Raw genomic sequence first — 12,596 nt, 5'->3', positions numbered from 1 at the left:
CGCTCGCGGCGTCGAGGGGTCGGGGCGGAGGCCCGGGCTCACGCGGAGACCGGGTCCGAGCTGATCGGGGGTGCGTCGGTGGTGCGCTGCTCGAGCACCTCCCGGCTCTGCTGCTGCACAGCGAGCTCACGGTCCCGCAGCCACGAGTACAGCGGCGCCGCCACGAACAGGGTGGCCAGCGTGCCCACGATGATGCCCACGAACAGTGACAGCGAGAGGTCCTTGAGCGTTCCCGCGCCCAGCAGGTAGGCGCCGATGAACAGGATGGAGCCCACGGGCAGGATGCCCACCACGGACGTGTTGATCGAGCGCACGAGAGTCTGGTTCACGGCCAGGTTCACCTGCTCCGCGTAGGTGCGCTTCTTCCGCTCCTCCGGTGCGGTGCCGTCCAGCAGGCCGGCGGTGTTCTCCCGCACCTTGTCGAAGACCACCACGGAGTCGTACAGCGAGTAGGAGAGCACCGTGAGGAAGCCGATGATCGCCGAGGGCGTCACCTCGAAGTCCACGAGCGCGTAGATCCCCGCGGTGATCACGATCGTGGTCAGCATGGCCGCGATCGCGGAGACCGACATCTTCCACGTGCGGAAGTACAGTGCCATCAGCGCCAGCGCCAGCGCCACGAACACGAGCAGACCCCACAGCGCCTGCTGGGTGACACCCTGGCCCCACGTGGGACCCACGAAGGTGGAGGTGACCTGGTCCTCGCCCACCCCGTACGCGTCCTGCAGCTCGTGCTTCAGCGCAAGGGTCTGGTCGTCGTCCAGCTGCTGGGTCTGCACACGAACGGTGCCCGGGGCGATGTTGGTCACGGTGGCCTCCTGCGTGCCCGCCGTGTCCGCCACGGCCTGCTCCCCCACGGAGACGTCCGGGTTCTCCACACCGGAGACCGTGAACTCGGACCCGCCCGTGAAGTCGATGCCCAGGTTGAAGCCGCCCTTGACCACGGGAATCAGGATGGAGATCACGACCAGGGCGAGGCTCACGCCCAGCCAGAGACCACGCTTCTGCACGAAGGGGTAGGACGTGCGACCGCTGTGCAGGTCGTTGCCGAAACGCGCGAGACGGTTGCTCATCGCTGGTCCTCCTGGGGGTCGGTGCGAACGGCGGAGGAACCCGCCCGGTCGGTGTCCTCGGTGGGCGACGCCGCGTCGGCCGTGGGCGCCCCGGCCTCAGTGCCGCTGCCCGCACCACTCGCGCGCGCGGCCTCGTCGTGAGGGTCCGTGGCGTCGGTGGTGGGGTGCGCCGCGGTGTTCGTGGCGCTGTCCTGCTGGGCCGCGCGGCGGCGTCGTTCGGCGATCGTGAGACCGTCCGAGTCCTCCGGCGTGCGGATCCTGCCGGCGCCGCGGTAGAGCGGAACGGCGTCGAGGGCCTCGGGATCGAGCCCCGAGTTCTTGGCGCCCGAGCCGAAGTACCGGGTGCGTGCCAGCAGCACCAGCACGGGGTGGGTGAACAGGAACACGACCATGAGGTCCGCGATGGCCGTGAGGCCCAGGGTGAACGCGAAGCCGCGCACGTTGCCCACGGCCACGAAGTACAGCACCACCGCGGCCAGCAGGTTCACGGCCTTGGAGGCGAGGACCGTCTGCCGGGCCCGCTGCCAGCCGTGGTCCACGGCCGCGGGAATGCTGCGCCCGGCCCGGATCTCGTCGCGGATGCGCTCGAAGTACACGATGAACGAGTCCGCCGTCTGACCGATCGCGACCACGAGGCCCGCCACACCGGCCAGGGACAGCCGGTAGTTGGCGCCCCAGCCCAGAAGCGTGATGGCGAGGTAGGTGATGACACCGGCCACCAGGAGCGAGGCGATGGTCACCAGCCCCAGCCAGCGGTACTGGAACAGCGAGTAGATGCAGACCAGCGCCAGACCGATGAGACCGGCGATGATGCCCATCTGCAGCTGGTTGCTGCCCAGGGTGGCGGAGACCTGCTGCTCCGATTCGATCGTGAAGGAGACGGGCAGCGCGCCGTACTTGAGCTGCTCGGACAGGAACTTGGCCTCGTCCTCGGTGAAGTCACCCGTGATCTGGGCCTTGCCGTCGGAGATCACGGAGTTCATGGTGGGCGCGGAGACCACCGAGCCGTCCAGGACGATCGCGAACTGCGAGCGCGGGTCCTGCTGGCCGCCCTGGCTGTAGCCGTATAGCCGCTCCGAGAGCTGCTTGAACGTCTCGGTGCCCTGCTCGTTGAACTGCAGGTTCACCGCGTAGCCGCCCGTGGGGTTGCCCTGCGAGTTCGTGGCCGGGGCGTAGGAGGCGTCCTCGATGTCCGTGCCGGGGATCTCCACCGGGCCCAGGATGTACTTGGCGTTGCCCTGGGGATCGCACGCCACGGTGGCCTTGTCCTGGGGCTGGGTCTCCCGGTCCTCCTGCGGCTGGGGCGCGCTGCAGTCGAGGGCCTCGTACTGCGTGAACAGCTCGGGGGTGATCCAGCGGGGGTCCGAGGAGTTCTCGGGGGCGGACTTGGCCTTGGGCACGTCCTTGGGGTCCGTGCGCTGCTCCTTGGGGGTGGCCTCCCCCGGGCCCGTGATGATGACCGGCCGGAACGCCATCTGCGCCGAGGTCTGGATCAGCTCACGGGTCTCCGCGGACGGCGTGCCCGGCAGGGACACCACGATGTTGTTCCCGGACTGGGTGGTGATCTCCGCCTCGGAGACGCCCGCGCCGTCCACGCGCTGGCGGATGATCTCCACCGCCTGGTCCAGCTGCTCCTGGGTAATCTCCTCGCCCGCCTGCTCCCCCTGCAGGGACGGTGTGAGCACCATCTGCGTACCGCCCTCAAGGTCGAGGGCGAGCTTGGGTGCCCAGCCGGTGCGGTCGGTGGTGACACCGTAGACCAGCAGGCCGGCCAGCAGGGCGATGACCGCCACCAGGGCCACGAGGGACCCGCGGGCCCTGGCCGCCGCCGCGGCGGCCCCGGTGCGGGGCTTCCTGGTCCGCGGTGACGACGTGGACTTCCGGGCGGGACCGGAGTCCTCGGCGGAGCCCTTGCGCCGCCGCCGGGATGACGTCGAGGCCTTCGGAGACTCCGAGGCCTCCGAGCTCTTCTTCTGTGCTGCCATTGCCGTCCTTCGAGGAGACCGTGACCGGACGCGCACGCCGGTCACCACATGAGAAACGGGCCGAGGTCCTCGGCCCGTTCCTCATCGGGGGGATGTCAGATGGTGGGGTTGCCGTTCTCGCCGCGGCCGCGGGGGTCGGTCCCGTTCCCGGGCTCGGGGTGCTCCGCGCCGTCGAGCGCGGAAGCAGAACCGTCCGTCACGGTGCCGTGGGACGGAGCCTCGTCGAGCGGAGTGTCGTGATCGACCGCGGTGGCGTGGGTGGGAGCAGTGTCCTGCTCGGCGTGGGCGGCGGTGGAGCCGTCGGCGGGGAGCTGAGCGGCGTCCTGGTCCGCGGCGTCGGCCTCCGGGGTCTCGTCCACGACGGTGGTGACGGTCTGCGAGTGGACGGTCACGAGCTGGCCCGGTGCAATCTCCAGGACAGCCTTGTTGTTCTCACGGTCCATCTCCTGCAGGGTCCCGAACAGCCCGAAGCTCGTCATCACCTGCGTGCCGGGGCCCATGCTGGCCTGCTTGGTCTTCATCTCGGCCTGGGCCTTCTTCTGGCGCCGCATGGGCAGCCACAGCAGCAGCACCATGGCCAGGAGCATCACGGGAAGGAACCAGGCGCTTCCGCCACCGGTGGCTGCCTGCTGGGTCTCTGCGAGGATGGTCACGGAGGATCCGTTCTGTCGAGGGATGAGGGTCTCGGGTGCACGGGCCCCGGGACACATCGGTGCCGATCCGGGCCCACACACCAATTCCCCCCAGCTTAGGGGATGGATCTGGTCACCCGCTGGATGCATCTCCCGGTGACGGGTCAGCGGCGAGGGCGGACCGCAGGGCGGGGTCCTTGAACGCGGCGTGCTCGGGAACCTCCAGGTCCAGGTGCTCCCAGGCCGCGGCCATGGCGATCCTGCCCCGGGGCGTGCGTCCGAGCAGACCCTCGCGGACCAGGAAGGGCTCCGCGACCGTCTCCACGGTCTCGGTCTCCTCCCCCACCGCGATGGCCAGGGTGGACAGGCCCACCGGACCGCCGTTGAACTTGCCCACCAGCGCGGCGAGCACGTTGCGGTCGAGCCGGTCCAGCCCGCGGGCGTCCACCTCGTACATGTCCAGGGCGGCGCCGGCCGCACGGGCGTCGATGCGCTCCACACCGTGCACGAGCGCCCAGTCCCGCACGCGGCGCAGCAGCCGGTTGGCGATGCGCGGGGTGCCGCGCGAGCGCGAGGCCACTTCCGTGAAGGCCTCGGAGGTCATGGTGAGGTCCAGCAGGCCCGCGGAGCGGCGCAGCACGAGCTCGAGCTCCGATACCGAGTAGAACTCCAGGTGCCCGGTGAAACCGAAGCGGTCCCGCAGCGGCCCGGGCAGCAGACCCGCACGGGTGGTGGCGCCCACGAGGGTGAACGGCGGCAGGTCCAGGGGAATGGAGGTGGCACCGGCTCCCTTGCCCACCACGATGTCCACGCGGAAGTCCTCCATGGCCATGTAGAGCATCTCCTCCGCCGGGCGGGACATCCGGTGGATCTCGTCCAGGAAGAGCACCTCCCCGTGGGTCAGGGAGGAGAGGATGGCCGCGAGGTCCCCCGCGTGCTGGATGGCGGGGCCCGAGGAGATCCGCAGCGGGACCTCCAGCTCCTCGGCGATGATCATGGCCAGGGTGGTCTTGCCCAGGCCCGGCGGTCCGGAGAGCAGCACGTGGTCCGCGGTGCGCCCGCGCAGCTTTGATGCCTCCAGCACGAGCGAGAGCTGCGCGCGAACGCGTTTCTGCCCCACGAAGTCGTCCAGCGTGCCCGGACGCAGCGACGCCTCCAGCTGCTGGTCGTCGTAGTCCCCCTCGGCGCCCACGAGCCGTTGCGGTCCCGCGCCCCCGCGCTCCTCCACGGCCATGCTCAACGCCTCCCGGTGGGCGCGTGCGTGGTGCCCTTGGAGGTCCCGAGCCAGGACAGCACGGCGCGCAGGATCTCGGCCACGTTGCCGGAGTCACCGAGCTCGGGCTGGGTCTGCAGGGCGTCCTCGATGCCGCGGACGGCGTCCTTCTCGTTCCACCCCAGGCCCGTGAGAGCATCGACCACCTGGTCCCGCCACACCGGCATCTGCGGCTGGGCGGCCTGCTGGACGGGGGGTTCGGGGAGCACGAGCTTGTCCGCGAGCTCCAGCACGATCCGCCGCGCGGACTTCGGCCCGATGCCCGGGACGGACGTGAACGCCTTGTCGTCGCCGGCCGCGATGGCCCGGCGAGCGTCGTCGGGCCCGAGCACGGAGACGGCCGCGAGCGCGGTGCGCGGCCCCACGCCGGAGACCCCCAGCATGACCGTGAAGATCTCCTTCTCGTCCGCCTGGGCGAACCCGAACAGCAGCGGGGCCTCGTCCTTGCGGGCGATGTAGGCGGTGTGCAGCCGGGTGGTGGCTCCCACCCGCAGCCCGGACAGGGTGTGGGGGCTCGCGTGGACCTCGATGCCGAAGCCCGAGACCTCCACCACGGCCAGGGTGGCGCCCACGAAGGCCACCTCACCGGTCACCGAGGCAATCACGGCTGCTCCCCTCTTCCGGCCGGAGCCGGGCTCGTGCGCCCACCGGTTCCGGGGGGCTGGATGGTACAGGGGCGGCGCCCCTGTGGTCAGGCGGACGGGGCCCGCCGCATTCGAACACGTGTGCGAATGGTCCTGGGCCACTGTACCAACGGGGGCAGCCCTGCGGGGCTGGACCGAGGGAAACGGGCCACGGGCGCCGGTGCGGGCCGTGGCCCACGGGCGGATCAGCACGGCTCCGGAGGAGGAGCGCCCGGCGGTTCCGGCGCCTGCGACCCTCAGCCGCGTCCGCGTCGTGCGGGGCCGCCGCCCCGGGACCCCGGAGCGCGCGAGGCGGACTCAGCCCGCCGCCACGCCTGCTGGGCCGGTGTCAGAGCGGTGGTCCCGGTGGACCGTGACGGACGGGACCCGGAGTGGGTGGAGGTGGCTGCCACGGCGTTCATCCCGGCCACACCACCGCGCCAGCCGTGGCACACGGCCAGCGCGAGGGCGTCCGCGGCGTCGGCCGGGCGGGGCGGGGCGTCCAGTTTCAGGATGCGCACGACCATCCGGTTCACGGACTCCTTGTCCGCGGAGCCGTCCCCGGTGACCGCGGCCTTGACCTCGGACGGGGTGTGCCACGCCACCGGGATGCCGCGCCGGGCCGCTGCCGCGATCACCACACCGGTGGCCTGGGCCGTGCCCACGACCGTGGGGGCGTTGTTCTGCGCGAACACGCGCTCCACCGCCACCACGTTCGGGTGGAAGCGCTCCATGAGCTCGTCCGCGGCCTCCATGATGGTCAGCACTCGGTGCTCGAGCGCCTCGTGGGCGCGCGAGCCGCTCACCTGGACGTGCACGAACGTGCCCGTGCGCTGGGCGGACATGTCCACCACCGCGAACCCGCACCGGGTCAGTCCGGGGTCCACCGCGAGCACGCGCTGGGAGCCCGCCGCCTGCGAACGGGCCACGGGCCTACTCGTCGTCCTCGAGCTGGGCCATCACGTCCGCGGGGATGTTCGCGTTGGAGTACACGTTCTGGACGTCGTCCAGCTCCTCGATCGCATCCGCGAGCTTGAGGAACTTCCGGGCGCCCTCGGCGTCCAGGTCCACGCTCATGGTGGCCCGGAACTGGGGGTCGTCGTTGTTGTACTCCAGACCAGCCTCGTCCAGTGCCGCGCGGATCGCGGGCAGGTCGGTGGCCTCGCTGACCACCTCGAACACGTCCGACTCATCCAGGACCTCGTCCGCCCCGGCGTCGAGCACGGCCATCAGGACGTCGTCCTCGGTGAGGCCGTCCGTCTTGGCCACCTCCACCACGCCCTTGCGCTCGAAGAGGTACGCCACCGAGCCGGAATCCGCCATGGTGCCGCCGTGGCGGGTCACGGCCACGCGCACCTCGGACGCCGCCCGGTTCTTGTTGTCGGTCAGGCACTCTATGTAGAGGGCGGTGCCCTGCGGACCGCGGGCCTCGTAGAGGATCTCGGTGTAGTCGATCGTCTCGCCGGTCAGCCCCGCACCGCGCTTGACCGCGCGGTCGATGTTGTCGTTGGGCACGGAGTTCTTCTTGGCCTTGGAGACCGCGAGCTCGAGTGCCGGGTTGCCGGAGGTGTCCGCGCCGCCCATGCGCGCCGCGACCTCGATGCCCTTGATGTACTTGGCGAACGCCTTGGCGCGCTTGGCGTCGATCGCCGCCTTCTTGTGCTTGGTCGTGGCCCACTTGGAGTGACCTGACATGGATGACCTCCTCGAAAGAGTGCGTCCGGCCGCGAACGGGCCGGACGCGATGGTGGATTGACTGCCATGATACCGAGCGCACCCGGTGCCCTGTCACACCGGGCGTCCACCGGGTCACGACGCCGCACGGCCGGCCGGGCACGACGCCGCACGTCCGGCTCCCGCGGGAGAGCCGGGTCGCGCGGTGTGGACCTCGGCGTCCGCGGCGACGAGCGGCGGCGTCGTCAGCGGGGGCGGGAGGCGGCGACCTCGCGCGCGCGCTCGGCCAGAGTGTCGTCGGGGCCGACCTCCGGCAGGGACTCCCCGCGCAGGGCGAGAGCCTGGCCCAGCAGGAAGTCCGCGACGCGCGGGTTCTTGGGCAGCAGGGAGCCGTGCAGGTAGCTGCCGAGCACGTTGTGGGTGCGGGCGCCCTCCGTGCCGTCCTCGCCGTTGTTGCCGGCGCCGGAAACGACCGTGGCCAGGGGCTCCTGCCCCGCTCCCAGGTGGGTGAGACCGGAGTGGTTCTCGTAGCCCACGATCCGGCCCAGCTCGGGGGACTCGGTGACGATGTTGCCGATCAGCCGCTCGGTGCCCGCCACGGTCTCGAGGTCGAAGATCCCGATCCCGGACAGGGTCTCCCCCGCCCCGGTGCGGAAGCTGCGGCCGAAGAGCTGGTAGAGACCGCAGATCGCGAGCATGGGCACGCCGCGCTCCACGGCCTCGTGCAGCCGCGGTGCCACGGCCGCGAGGTCCTCGGCCACGCGGAACTGCCCCGAGTCCTGGCCGCCGCCGCCCACGAAGAGGTCGGCGTGCTCGGGCCACGGATCGCCCGGATCGTAGTCCACGATCTCGGTGTCCAGACCGTAGCGCTCGGCGCGGCGCTTGAGGGTCAGGGTGTTGCCCCAGTCGCCGTAGATGTTCATGTCCCGGGGGTAGAGCTGCACGATGCGCAGCGGCCCGGAGGTGTTCTCAGCCACGGTGTTCTCCTAGATGGCGGCCACGTGCGTCATGCCGCCCAGGATCTTGCGCAGGGACAGCATGGCCGTGTAGGTGCAGAAGATGCGCATGGGGCGGTCCCCGGACTGTGCGACGAACTGCTTCAGCGCGTCCTCCAGGTCCGGTTCCACCCCGCCCACGCGCACGAGGTCGTAGTCCAGGCGCAGGGCCATGTCCCACGCGCGCACTCCGGAGACGAGGTCCACCCCGCCCTCCCTGAGGCTGTCGAAGTCCACGTCCCACAGCCAGGAGACGTCCCGGCCGTCCGCGTACTGGTCGTTGATCGCGATCATGGTCGCGTAGTCCTGAGCGGACGCGGAGGCCAGGGAGAGCCGGAAGCCCGCGGGGTTCTTCACCAGCAGCAGCTGCAGGGGCTTGCCGTCCACCGTGATGGTCTCGCCGCGCCCGAAGGCGGGCGTCACGTTGCCGAGCTCGGCCACCAGGGCGGGGACATCGGCGTCGTCGCCCAGCACCCGCAGGCTCACGGCCAGGGCGGCCGCGGCGTTGTACTGGTTGTAGACGCCGTACAGGTCCACCGTGGCCTCGTGGCTCGTGCCGCGCACGTCCAGCTCCACGCTGCGGGCGTTGACGGCCTCCAGCACGACGTCCGCGTCCGGGCGCCGTGCCGAGGGCACCTGGGAGTCCTTTTCGCCCGGGTCCACCTGGCGCAGGCCTTCGCGCATGTCGTCGTCGGACGGAAACATGGGGCGCAGCGCGTCCGAGAGCCCGAACCAGGACACGGCCGTGCCCGCGGAGAGGTCCTCGGCGAGCCCCGCGATCCGGGGGTCCTCGCGGTTGAGCACCACGGTCTCCGTGGTGGCGCGGGCCACCTGGCGCAGCATCCGGCGCGTGGTGTCGATCTCCCCGAAGCGGTCCAGCTGGTCGCGCATCACGTTCAGCAGCAGGCTGATCCGCGGCTGCACCTGCTTCACGAAGTGCACCGCGTGGGCCTCGTCCAGCTCGAGCACCGCTACGTCCGCGTCCAGGCGGCCGAACGCGTCCATCTCCGCGAGCAGGGAGGCGGCCACACCGCGCACGAAGTTGGAGCCCGTGCGGTTGGTGAACACGCGCAGGCCCTGGGAGCGCAGCAGCTGCACGGTCATCTTGGTGGTGGTGGTCTTGCCGTTGGTCCCGCTGATCACCACCACGCCGCAGGGCAGCTTGGCGAGCTCCTCGGCCACGAAGCCGGGGTGCAGCTTCTCCATGAACAGGCCGGGGAACGCGGAGCCGCCGCCGCGCAGGCTGGACGCCCAGCGCACCCCCTGGCCGAGGACGCGTACGAGTGGTCGGGACATGGTCTCCATCCTAGTGAGCGGGTGCGGGCACCCGGGTGGTGAACGGGTGCACGCACCCGCGGTCGCGGACCGGTGGGCCCGCGGCCGTCAGTCCCCGGGCCAGGCCGCGGCGATGTCCTCGCGCGTGGCCCCCAGGGTCTGGATCAGCGGTTTGGTCTGCGCGAGCACGGGCATGAAGTTGGCGTCACCGGTCCACCGGGGCACCACGTGCTGGTGCAGGTGGGCGGCGAGCGACCCGCCCGCCGCGGAGCCCAGGTTGAGCCCCACGTTGAACGCCGCGGGACTCGCGACCTCCCGGATCACGCGCACCGCCGTGCGGGTCAAGGTGTTGAGCTCCCACAGCTCGTCGTCCGTGAGCTCGTCCAGGTCCGCCACGTGCCGGTACGGGCACACCAGCACGTGGCCGGGGTTGTACGGGAACAGGTTGAGCACCACGAAGCAGTGCTCACCGCGGTGGACGATCAGCGAGTCCTCGTCGCAGCGCTGCGGCGCGGTGCAGAACGGGCATCCCGGCGGCTGCTCCACCGAGGTGTCCTCCCCCCGCACGTACGCGAGCCGGTGCGGGGTCCACAGCCGCTGGAAGCTGTCCGGGACCCCCGGGACCTCGAACTCGTCCCGGATCACACCGTCCCCGTCCGGCGCCGCGGCGCCCCGCCCGGTCACGGCTGCTCCGGCGCCCGGGTCTGCTCCGACGACGCCGCCGCGGCCGGCTCCTTGACCACGGTGGCGTCCACCTCGACCTCCTCGGCCGGGGCCGTGGGGTCCTCGTTGGAGCGTGAGGCCACGTGGCGGGTGATGAGCTCCACGGCGTCGGCCTGGCTCACGCCGTTGTGCTGGGAGCCGTCACGGAAGCGGAAGGACACGGTGCCCGCCTCGGCGTCCTCCCCGCCGGCGATGAGCACGAACGGGATCTTGTCCTTGGACGCCGTGCGGATCTTCTTGGGGAACCGGTCGGAGGAGGTGTCCACCTCCACCCGGATCCCGCGCTCGCGCAGGGACTGGGCGAACTCGTCCAGGTAGTCGTTGAACGCCTCGGCCACCGGGATGGCCCGCACCTGCACGGGAGCCAGCCACGCCGGGAACGCGCCCGCGTAGTGCTCCGTGAGCACGCCCATGAAGCGCTCCACGGAGCCGAACAGCGCTCGATGGATCATCACGGGCCGCTGCCGGGTGCCGTCCGAGGCCTGGTACTCCAGGTCGAAGCGCTCGGGCAGGTTGAAGTCCAGCTGGATGGTGGACATCTGCCACGTGCGCCCGATCGCGTCCCGGGCCTGCACGGAGATCTTGGGACCGTAGAACGCGGCGCCCGCAGGGTCAGGAACCAGCTCCAGCCCGGAGTCCTGCGCCACCTCCCGCAGTGTGCGGGTGGCCTCGTCCCAGATCTCGTCCGAGCCCACGAACTTGTTCGGGTCCTTGGTGGAGAGCTCCAGGTAGAAGTCCTCCATGCCGTAGTCCTTGAGCAGGGACAGCACGAAGTTCAGGGTGTTCGTCAGCTCGCCCTTCATCTGCTCGCGGGTGCAGTAGATGTGGGCGTCGTCCTGGGTCATGCCGCGCACGCGCGTGAGTCCGTGGATCACCCCGGACTTCTCGTAGCGGTACACCGCGCCGAACTCGAACAGCCGCAGCGGCAGCTCACGGTAGGACCGCCCGCGGGAGCGGAAGATCAGGTTGTGCATGGGGCAGTTCATGGGCTTGAGGTAGTAGTCCTGGCCCGGCTTGGTCAGCTCGCCCGTCTCCGGGTCCCGTTCCTCGTCCACGTGCATGGGAGGGAACATCCCGTCGCGGTACCAGTCCAGGTGTCCCGAGACCTCGTACAGGTGACCCTTGGTGATGTGCGGGGTGTAGACGAACTCGTACCCGGCGCGGGCGTGGCGCTCGCGCGAGTAGTCCTCCATCTCCTTGCGGATGATCCCGCCCTTGGGATGGAACACGGGCAGGCCGGAGCCCAGTTCGTCCGGGAAGGAGAAGAGGTCCAGCTCCACGCCCAGCTTGCGGTGGTCGCGGCGCTCGGCCTCGGCCAGACGCTCCTTGTAGGCCTTCAGCTCGTCCTTGGAGGGCCAGGCCGTGCCGTAGATCCGCTGCAGCTGCTGGTTCTCCTGGTTGCCGCGCCAGTACGCGGCGGCGGAGCGCATGAGCGCGTAACCGTTGCCGATGTGCTTGGTGTCCGGCAGGTGCGGGCCGCGGCAGAGGTCGCGCCACACCACGTCCCCGCTCTTGCGGTCCACGTTGTCGTAGACCGTGAGCTCGCCTCCGCCCACCTCCACGGAGGCGCCCTCGGCGGACTCCTCCACGGCACCGGAGCCCGGCCCGCCGGCCAGGTCGATGAGCTCGAGCTTGTAGGGCTCGTCGGCCATCTCAGCGCGCGCCTCGTCCTCGGTGACCGTGCGGCGGCGGAAGATCTGGTTCCTGTTGACGATCTTCAGCATCGACTTCTCGAGCTGCTTGAGGTCCTCAGGGGTGAACGGCTCAGCGACGTCGAAGTCGAAGTAGAAGCCGTCCGTGATGTACGGGCCGATGCCCAGTTTGGCGTCCGGACGCAGCCCCTGCACCGCCTGCGCCATCACGTGCGCCGTGGAGTGGCGCAGCACCTCGAGCCCCTCGGGATCGCTCACCAGCACCCGTTCCACGACGTCCCCGTCCTGCAGGGGCGTGGAGAGGTCCTTGAGGACACCGTTGACGTGCGCCACCACCACGTCCCGCTGCTCGGCGTAGAGCTCGGCGGCAGTGGTCCCCGGCTCCGTGGTGCGGGGCTGGCCGTCCACGGTGAGCTGCAGTGCTGGGGCATCCGTCATGGTGTGTCTCCTCGTCAGGTCTGTGTGTGCCCGCCCGTACCGGGGGCGCGCGTCCCACGGACGTGCCGTGCACGCCCGTGACCTCCCCGATGCTACCGCCCACCTGCCGCGAACGGCACGGGGCGGCGCGCCCTGCGGGGGGATGGTGAGGCCGCTCACGCGCTTGCGCCGCGGGCACGACGAAGGGTGTGCCTCGAGCCGGAGCCCGGGGCACACCCTTCAGTGCTCACGCGAGGTCACTCGCGCGGACGGC

11 protein-coding genes are annotated in these 12,596 nt (G+C 70.8%); all 11 read right to left on the bottom strand.

The window, feature by feature from the left end:
* Window positions 1-38 precede the first annotated feature (38 nt).
* The gene (gene secF, locus AABM36_RS07460; protein ID WP_423445587.1) at window positions 39-1,073 is read right to left on the bottom strand and encodes a protein translocase subunit SecF; all 1,035 of its coding nucleotides are present in this window, start codon (window positions 1,071-1,073) and stop codon (window positions 39-41) included.
* Entirely contained in the window at window positions 1,070-3,058 is a 1,989-nt protein-coding gene (secD, locus tag AABM36_RS07455) for a protein translocase subunit SecD (RefSeq protein ID WP_423445585.1), read from the bottom strand. The genes secF and secD overlap by 4 nt, the downstream gene beginning before the upstream one ends.
* 95 nt (window positions 3,059-3,153) lie before the next feature.
* Entirely contained in the window at window positions 3,154-3,711 is a 558-nt protein-coding gene (locus AABM36_RS07450; RefSeq protein ID WP_423445583.1) for a preprotein translocase subunit YajC, read from the bottom strand.
* Window positions 3,712-3,823: 112 nt separating this feature from the next.
* Complete coding sequence (gene ruvB, locus AABM36_RS07445; protein ID WP_423445582.1) at window positions 3,824-4,924, bottom strand: Holliday junction branch migration DNA helicase RuvB; 1,101 nt, start codon at window positions 4,922-4,924, stop codon at window positions 3,824-3,826.
* A gap of 2 nt (window positions 4,925-4,926) precedes the next feature.
* Entirely contained in the window at window positions 4,927-5,568 is a 642-nt protein-coding gene (ruvA, locus tag AABM36_RS07440; RefSeq protein WP_423445580.1) for a Holliday junction branch migration protein RuvA, read from the bottom strand.
* 275 nt (window positions 5,569-5,843) lie between these two features.
* The gene (ruvC, locus tag AABM36_RS07435) at window positions 5,844-6,515 is read right to left on the bottom strand and encodes a crossover junction endodeoxyribonuclease RuvC (RefSeq protein ID WP_423445578.1); all 672 of its coding nucleotides are present in this window, start codon (window positions 6,513-6,515) and stop codon (window positions 5,844-5,846) included.
* Between the two features lie 4 nt (window positions 6,516-6,519).
* Window positions 6,520-7,281 (bottom strand): YebC/PmpR family DNA-binding transcriptional regulator, encoded by a 762-nt coding sequence (locus tag AABM36_RS07430; RefSeq protein WP_124109707.1) that lies wholly within the window; start codon window positions 7,279-7,281, stop codon window positions 6,520-6,522.
* A 224-nt stretch (window positions 7,282-7,505) separates the two neighbouring features.
* Window positions 7,506-8,237, bottom strand: a complete 732-nt coding sequence (locus AABM36_RS07425) for a type 1 glutamine amidotransferase (RefSeq protein ID WP_423445576.1) — start codon at window positions 8,235-8,237, stop codon at window positions 7,506-7,508.
* 9 nt (window positions 8,238-8,246) lie between these two features.
* Window positions 8,247-9,560: a MurT ligase domain-containing protein gene (locus AABM36_RS07420; protein ID WP_423445574.1), complete on the bottom strand. Its 1,314-nt coding sequence runs from the start codon at window positions 9,558-9,560 to the stop codon at window positions 8,247-8,249.
* 78 nt (window positions 9,561-9,638) lie between these two features.
* A complete protein-coding gene (locus AABM36_RS07415) occupies window positions 9,639-10,214 on the bottom strand; it encodes an HIT family protein (protein WP_423445572.1) in 576 nt (191 codons plus the stop codon).
* A complete protein-coding gene (gene thrS / locus AABM36_RS07410; protein ID WP_423445570.1) occupies window positions 10,211-12,343 on the bottom strand; it encodes a threonine--tRNA ligase in 2,133 nt (710 codons plus the stop codon). The genes AABM36_RS07415 and thrS overlap by 4 nt, the downstream gene beginning before the upstream one ends.
* Between the last annotated feature and the right edge of the window lie 253 nt (window positions 12,344-12,596).

The sequence above is a fragment of the Kocuria sp. KSNUG genome, from assembly GCF_049532735.1.
In the GTDB taxonomy this organism is placed as follows: Bacteria; Actinomycetota; Actinomycetes; order Actinomycetales; family Micrococcaceae; genus Kocuria; species Kocuria rhizophila.
The sequence above is the reverse complement of the archived record's forward strand: the minus strand, read 5'-3'. Positions and strand labels throughout refer to the sequence as shown.

What these genes read in the sequence shown, in the direction of transcription:
- secF (WP_423445587.1), bottom strand. Translation starts at nt 1,073, where the DNA reads ATGAGCAACCGTCTCGCGCGTTTCGGCAACGACCTGCACAGCGGTCGC.
- ruvB (WP_423445582.1), bottom strand. Translation starts at nt 4,924, where the DNA reads ATGGCCGTGGAGGAGCGCGGGGGCGCGGGACCGCAACGGCTCGTGGGC.
- AABM36_RS07420 (WP_423445574.1), bottom strand. Translation starts at nt 9,560, where the DNA reads ATGGAGACCATGTCCCGACCACTCGTACGCGTCCTCGGCCAGGGGGTG.
- thrS (WP_423445570.1), bottom strand. Translation starts at nt 12,343, where the DNA reads ATGACGGATGCCCCAGCACTGCAGCTCACCGTGGACGGCCAGCCCCGC.
- AABM36_RS07430 (WP_124109707.1), bottom strand. Translation starts at nt 7,281, where the DNA reads ATGTCAGGTCACTCCAAGTGGGCCACGACCAAGCACAAGAAGGCGGCG.
- secD (WP_423445585.1), bottom strand. Translation starts at nt 3,058, where the DNA reads ATGGCAGCACAGAAGAAGAGCTCGGAGGCCTCGGAGTCTCCGAAGGCC.